This is a genomic window from Nocardia sp. CC213A (assembly GCF_030766805.1).
In the GTDB taxonomy this organism is placed as follows: domain Bacteria; phylum Actinomycetota; class Actinomycetes; order Mycobacteriales; family Mycobacteriaceae; genus Nocardia; species Nocardia otitidiscaviarum.
Map to the genome: position 1 here is coordinate 183,641 of NZ_JASFXA010000016.1, position 6,111 is coordinate 189,751.

Sequence of the window (6,111 nt, forward strand, 5' to 3'; positions counted from 1 at the left end):
GGCGCTTCTCCCGTACGCAGGCTTTGTCGACGCTCCGGAAGGAGATGCTCGTGAGCTCGTTCCGTCCGCGCGGCCGCAATCCGGAGCCGCCGCCGTATTCCAGCATGGCTGGGTGGAACGAACTGGCGAGTGTCACCTCGCGACGGCAGGCGCAGCATCGGAGTTCGCGGCCGCGGCGGCGCAGCCGGCCCGCACCGGGCGAGGGCGGGACGCGGCGACCACGCCGCACGCGCGGGCAGCGGATCCGGCGGGTGCTGCTGGCGCTGTTCACGATCTTCGTGGCGGTGCCGGCGCTGCTGCTCGGGCTGGCGTACTGGAGCGCCGAGATTCCCGAACCGAACGCGGTGCAGACCAATCAGATCGCCACCATCCTCGCCGCCGACGGTACCTCGGTCATCGCGAAGGTGGTTCCGCCGGAGGGCAATCGACTGCCGATCCCGCTCGCCGACGTGCCCGAGCACATGCGCCTGGCCATGCTCTCGGCCGAGGACCGGGATTTCTACACCAATCCGGGCTATTCGCTGTCGGCCTTCGTGCGCGCCGCACGTGACAATCTCACCGGACGCGAGGACGCGGGCGGCGGCTCGACGATTACCCAGCAGTACGTGAAGAACGCCTTCCTCACCTCCGAGCGGACGATGAACCGCAAGATGCGCGAACTCATCATCTCCGCCAAGATGGCCCGGCAATGGACCAAGGACGATATTCTCGCCGCCTATCTGAACACCATCTATTACGGGCGCGGCGCGTACGGAATCGCCTCCGCCGCCAAGGCGTACTTCGAGAAGCCGGTCCCCGAACTCACCCTCGCCGAGAGCGCGGTGCTGGCCGCGCTGGTACGCACCCCGTCGATCCTGGATCCGGAGACCCACCTCGACGATCTGCGGTACCGCTGGGCCTATGTGCTGGACGGCATGGTGGAGATGGGGGCGCTGTCGCAGGCCGAGCGGGCCGCCGTGCGATTCCCGGAGATCGTGCCCGTCACCCAGCTGGCGGACGCCAACGCCGCGCGCGGGCCGGAGGGCCTCATTCGCGCCCAGGTGCTGCGCGAACTGCGCGCCTCCGGGATCAGCGAGCACGAACTCAATACCGGTGCGCTGCAGATCGTCACGACCATCGACGCCCGAGCCCAGCAGGCGGCGCTGGCGGCGGTCGGGGATGTGCTCGGCGGACAGCCCGCGGAACTGCGCACCGCGGTGGTCTCCATCGATCCGCGCAGCGGTGCGGTGCGCGCCTACTACGGCGGCGCGGACGGGATCGGCTTCGACTTCGCGCAGGCCCCGCTGCAAACCGGTTCGGCCTTCAAGACTTTCGCGGTGCTGGCGGCGCTACAGCAGGGCATCACACTGGGCTACAAGATCGACAGCTCGCCGCTCACCGTGAACGGGGAGAAGATCCACAACGTCGGCAATGAGAGCTGCGGGACCTGTTCGATGGCCGAGGCGTTCAAACGCTCCCTCAACACCAGTTTCTACCGGCTGTCGCAGGCCCTGTTCGCGGGGCCGAAGGCCATTGCCGACGCCGCGCACCAGGCCGGCATTCCGGAGGAGATTCCCGGGGTGCCCGGTAAGACCCTGTCGGAGAACGGCGGTCCGCCGCTGCCCGCCATCGTGCTCGGCGCGTATTCGGTACGGCCCATCGACATGGCGTCGGCGTACGCGACGATCGCGGCGCACGGTGCCTATCGCAAGCCCTATTTCGTGCAGCGGGTGCTCACCGGTGACGGCCGGGTGCTGCTGGACCGCGAGGACGGCGCGGCGCCGCCGCAGCAGCGTTTCCAGGCCACCGTGGCCGACACCACCGCCCAGGCCATGCTGCCCATCGCCGCCTATTCCAATGGCCACGCTCTCGCCGGGGGACGGCCGTCGGCGGCCAAGACCGGCACCACGCAGTTGGGGGAGACCGGACAGAACAAGGATGCCTGGATGGTCGGCTTCACCCCGTCGCTGTCCACCGCGGTGTGGGTGGGAACCGAACAATCCCAACCCATTCGAACGGCGGGGGGTGCGGCCGTCTACGGGTCCGGACTGCCCGCGGATATCTGGAAGCAGACCATGGACGGGGCGCTGGTCGGTACACCGGTGGAACAATTTCCCCATCCGGTGCCCCCAGAGGACTCGTCAGGGTCGAGCGGATTCGACATACTCGATCCGCAGCAGGGCGCACAACAGGCACCTGTCGTGATCATCCCGCCCGCGCCGCCACCGCGGCAGGTCGAGATATTTCCCGGCCTCAGCATCCCGGTGCCCGGCTGACACGGACTTGGTGTTGATCATGGAAAACGGTTAGCGGACCCATTCGGACCAACCCCCCGATATGGTGGAAACCGCCACCGGTGCCAGCCGCCGGAACGGGCGGTGGCAGGATGCGGGTGGAGTAGACGCGGGTGGGATACAGCACGAGACATAGGGGCGACGCCGGTGGAATTCAATGTCGTTGAACGCCACGAAACGCTGGTAGCCGGAACGGTGCTACGCAGTCCGGCGCTCGCGGTCGAGGGACCGCGCCGCGCGAAGGTCGAGGAGGCGTGGAAGCGCAACCTCTCCCGCAACCTGCCCGGACCTCCGGCCACCGCGTATGTCGACCACGCGCCCGAGATCGGTTCGTATCTGACCCATATCGTCGGCTACCGCTGCGAGAGCCTCGCCGATCTGGAGTCGGGCGACGTGCTGGCGCGCATCCCGGCCGGAGTCTTCGCGCGGTTCACCCGCAGCGGGGACAACCTGGGCGACACCATCGTGTCGATCTGGCGGGCGGTGTGGGACCTGGAGGCCAGCGGCGTCATCAACCGCGCGTACACCGGGGATTTCGAGCACTACCCGGACATGCACACCGTGGAGGTGTTCGTGGCGCTCGATCCGAACTCGGCCGACGGCCGGGACAAGGCGTAGGGGGATGACCGTGGACTTCGAAATCGTCACCCTGGACGAGGCACTCATCGGCGGGCTGACGGTGCCGCTGGCCGGACGCGAGGTCACCGCGCGCGACCTCGATCTGGTGAACTTCACCTGGGACCGCTATCTGTCCCGGGAGAAGCGCGCCGACCGCGTGGCGGCCTATATCGGACAGAACGATCACGCCGTGGCGGTGCTGGGCTACGAACTCACCGATCTCGACCAGCTCGACATCGGCGATGTGCTGACCCGCATCCCGCCCGGCCGCTACGCCAAGTTCGTGGTGACCGACAAGCCGTACGATCTGCTCCGCACCGCCTGGGCCAAGGTCGCCAAGGCGGAGAGCGCGGGCAAGATCACGCGCTCGCATACCGCGGAGATCGAGCGCTACACCGGCCCCGCCTCGGTGGAGGTCTACGTCTCCCTCGACTGAACGCGACCAGCCAGTCTCAAGAGCCCGGCCGCGTCGTAGCGTCGGCGGGAGAACCAGGAGCGGCCCCGCGAGTGTTGGAAGGGGCTGATGTGCCGAAGCCCCGCCTCGGATCCCATCCGAGGCGGGGCTTCGTTCCCTCACGGGTGCGCGGAGTCGCCCCGCGCCGTCGCTAGTCCGCGTCGATGATGAACGCCTCCAGCTGCGCGCGGGCGACATCGTCGGCCAGCTGCTGCGGCGGGGACTTCATCAGGTAGGCCGAGGCCGGGATGACCGGTCCGCCGATACCGCGGTCCTTGGCGATCTTGGCGGCGCGTACGGCGTCGATGATGATGCCCGCCGAGTTCGGCGAATCCCACACCTCGAGCTTGTACTCCAGGTTCAGCGGCACGTCACCGAAGGCGCGGCCCTCCAGGCGCACGTACGCCCACTTGCGGTCGTCCAGCCAGCCCACGTGATCCGACGGGCCGATGTGCACGTCGCCTGCGCCCATCTCCTTCCTCAGGTTGCTGGTGACAGCCTGGGTCTTGGAGATCTTCTTGGACTCCAGCCGCTCGCGCTCGAGCATGTTCTTGAAGTCCATGTTGCCGCCGACGTTGAGCTGCATGGTGCGGTCGAGCTGCACGCCGCGGTCCTCGAACAGCTTGGCCATCACGCGGTGCGTGATGGTCGCGCCGACCTGCGACTTGATGTCGTCACCGACGATCGGGACGCCCGCGTCGGTGAACTTCTGCGCCCACACCGGATCGGAGGCGATGAAGACCGGCAGCGCGTTGACGAAGGCCACGTTCGCGTCGATGGCGCACTGCGCGTAGAACTTGTCGGCTTCCTCGGAGCCCACCGGCAGGTAGGACACCAGCACGTCGACCTCGGCGTCCTTCAGGGCCTTGACCACGTCGACCGGATCGGCCTCGGAGAGCTCGATGGTCTCGGCGTAGTACTTGCCGATGCCGTCCAGGGTCGGGCCGCGCTGCACGGTGACACCGGTCGGCGGCACATCGGAGATCTTGATGGTGTTGTTCTCGCTCGCGAAGATCGCGTCGGACAGGTCGAAACCGACCTTCTTGGCATCGACGTCGAACGCGGCGACGAACTTCACGTCGCGGATGTGATAGGGGCCGAACTTGACGTGCATGAGACCCGGAACGGTCGACGACTCGTCCGCGTCCTTGTAGTACTGCACACCCTGCACCAGGGAGGACGCGCAGTTGCCCACACCTACGATGGCCACGCGAACTTCGGTGGCGCCCCCAGCCGTATTGATGTCAGTCATGGCCGATATTTCCCTCTTTCTGTGGTGCCGCCTTGGTCGATTGCTCCGCGGCGATCAACTCGTTGAGCCAGCGCACCTCGCGCTCGCTTGATTCGAGACCGAGTTGATGGAGCTGGCGGGTGTAGCGGTCGAGCTGCCCACTGGCACGCTTGATCGCCTCCCGCAGTCCCTCTCGGCGCTCCTCGACTTGCCTGCGCCGCCCCTCCAGAATTCGCATTCTCGCTTCCGCGGGAGTGCGGCTGAAGAAGGCGAGATGAACGCCGAAGCCGTCGTCGGTGTAGTTCTGCGGACCGGTATCGGCCAGCAGTTCGCTGAACCGCTCCCGGCCGGTCTCGGTCAGGTTGTAAACCCTGCGGGCCCGTCGCGTCGCGAGCCCCTGGGGACTCTGCTCCGCGATGAGACCGTCGGCCTGCATACGCCGCAGGGTCGGATACAGCGACCCGTAGGAGAAGGCCCGGAACGGACCCAGCAGACCGGTCAATCGCTTGCGCAGCTCGTAGCCGTGCATGGGCGATTCGAGGAGCAGCCCGAGGATTGCCAACTCGAGCACCGGGCCTCACCCCCTCCTGACTGTTCTCTTCAGACCTAACCGATGGATGCGACTACAAACTATATCGCACCGATACATCTGTGTTTGATTGCCTCCGCTGCGCTCCGGCGGTTCGCGGCCCTGTTCACCCCGGTCTTCCCTCCCTCCGCTCCTCCGCTTCGCTCCCCCGCTCCGGTCAGTCCAGACCGGGGCGGGCCGCGAACAGATGGGTTGCCGCGACATGAACAGGGACAGGGCCCTCGGGGATGAGGGTGGGCAGCGCGGTCGAGTCGGTGAGTGTGGAAAGACGGGCCGTCGAGCGGCTGGGGAGAGTGGGGAGAGTCTCAGATCGGCCCGGCGGGGTGTGGGTCGGAGCAAGTACTCTGGTGCCGTGCGAATACAGCGGCAGGTAGTGGACTATGCGCTCCGGCGCCGGTCGCTGCTGGCCGACGTCTACGCGGGGCGCGTCGGCGTCGCCGAAGTGTGTGATGCGAATCCGTACCTGTTGCGTGCGGCGAAGTTTCACGGGCGCGGGAGCGAGGTCACATGCCCGATCTGCCGGAAAGAGCAGCTCACTCTCGTATCGTGGGTGTTCGGCGACGGGCTGGGGCCGGTCGCGGGTTCGGCCCGCACCCCGGAGGAACTGGTTCGGATGGCCGAGAGCCGCGAGGAATTCTCGGTGCACGTCGTCGAGGTGTGCCGCACGTGCAGCTGGAATCACCTGGTGCAGTCCTATGTGCTGGGCAACGCCCCGACACCGGCCCGCCGCCGCCGTGCGGGAACCCGCCGGACCGCCGCCGAATGAAAGGCCACACCGACCGCTGAAACGCGGAGCCCGTGTGTACCGAGGTCTTTGAGGGACATTCGAGTGCCCCGCGGGCATACCGCCCGAGCTACCCCAATTAGTCGAGTTATTGGAGATTCAGGCTGTGAATTCGCCCTATGACGACGGACCGCCCCGCGGCCGCCCCCAGCGTGGCGGTTC

The 6,111-nt window shown here is 67.3% G+C and carries 6 protein-coding genes; 4 read left to right on the forward strand and 2 right to left on the reverse strand.

Annotation, left to right across the window (positions count from 1 at the left end):
- Positions 1-44 precede the first annotated feature (44 nt).
- From QJS31_RS26760 to QJS31_RS26770, 3 genes are all read left to right on the forward strand, one after another.
- Positions 45-2,255: a transglycosylase domain-containing protein gene (locus tag QJS31_RS26760; protein WP_306358018.1), complete on the forward strand. Its 2,211-nt coding sequence runs from the start codon at positions 45-47 to the stop codon at positions 2,253-2,255.
- A 165-nt stretch (positions 2,256-2,420) separates the two neighbouring features.
- Entirely contained in the window at positions 2,421-2,891 is a 471-nt protein-coding gene (locus QJS31_RS26765; RefSeq protein WP_029930354.1) for a GyrI-like domain-containing protein, read from the forward strand.
- 4 nt (positions 2,892-2,895) lie between these two features.
- Positions 2,896-3,327, forward strand: coding sequence for a GyrI-like domain-containing protein (locus tag QJS31_RS26770; protein ID WP_228808764.1), 432 nt, complete (start codon positions 2,896-2,898; stop codon positions 3,325-3,327).
- Between the two features lie 169 nt (positions 3,328-3,496).
- Here QJS31_RS26770 and QJS31_RS26775 read toward each other — a convergent pair whose 3' ends face one another.
- Positions 3,497-4,597 carry an inositol-3-phosphate synthase gene (locus QJS31_RS26775; RefSeq protein ID WP_306358019.1) on the reverse strand — a complete coding sequence of 367 codons (1,101 nt, stop codon included), beginning with the start codon at positions 4,595-4,597 and terminating at the stop codon, positions 3,497-3,499.
- Positions 4,590-5,147, reverse strand: a complete 558-nt coding sequence (locus tag QJS31_RS26780) for a PadR family transcriptional regulator (protein ID WP_029930357.1) — start codon at positions 5,145-5,147, stop codon at positions 4,590-4,592. The genes QJS31_RS26775 and QJS31_RS26780 overlap by 8 nt, the downstream gene beginning before the upstream one ends.
- A gap of 370 nt (positions 5,148-5,517) precedes the next feature.
- Between QJS31_RS26780 and QJS31_RS26785 the strand changes: the two genes are divergently transcribed.
- Positions 5,518-5,931: a DUF5318 domain-containing protein gene (locus QJS31_RS26785; RefSeq protein WP_081592817.1), complete on the forward strand. Its 414-nt coding sequence runs from the start codon at positions 5,518-5,520 to the stop codon at positions 5,929-5,931.
- Positions 5,932-6,111 lie beyond the last annotated feature (180 nt).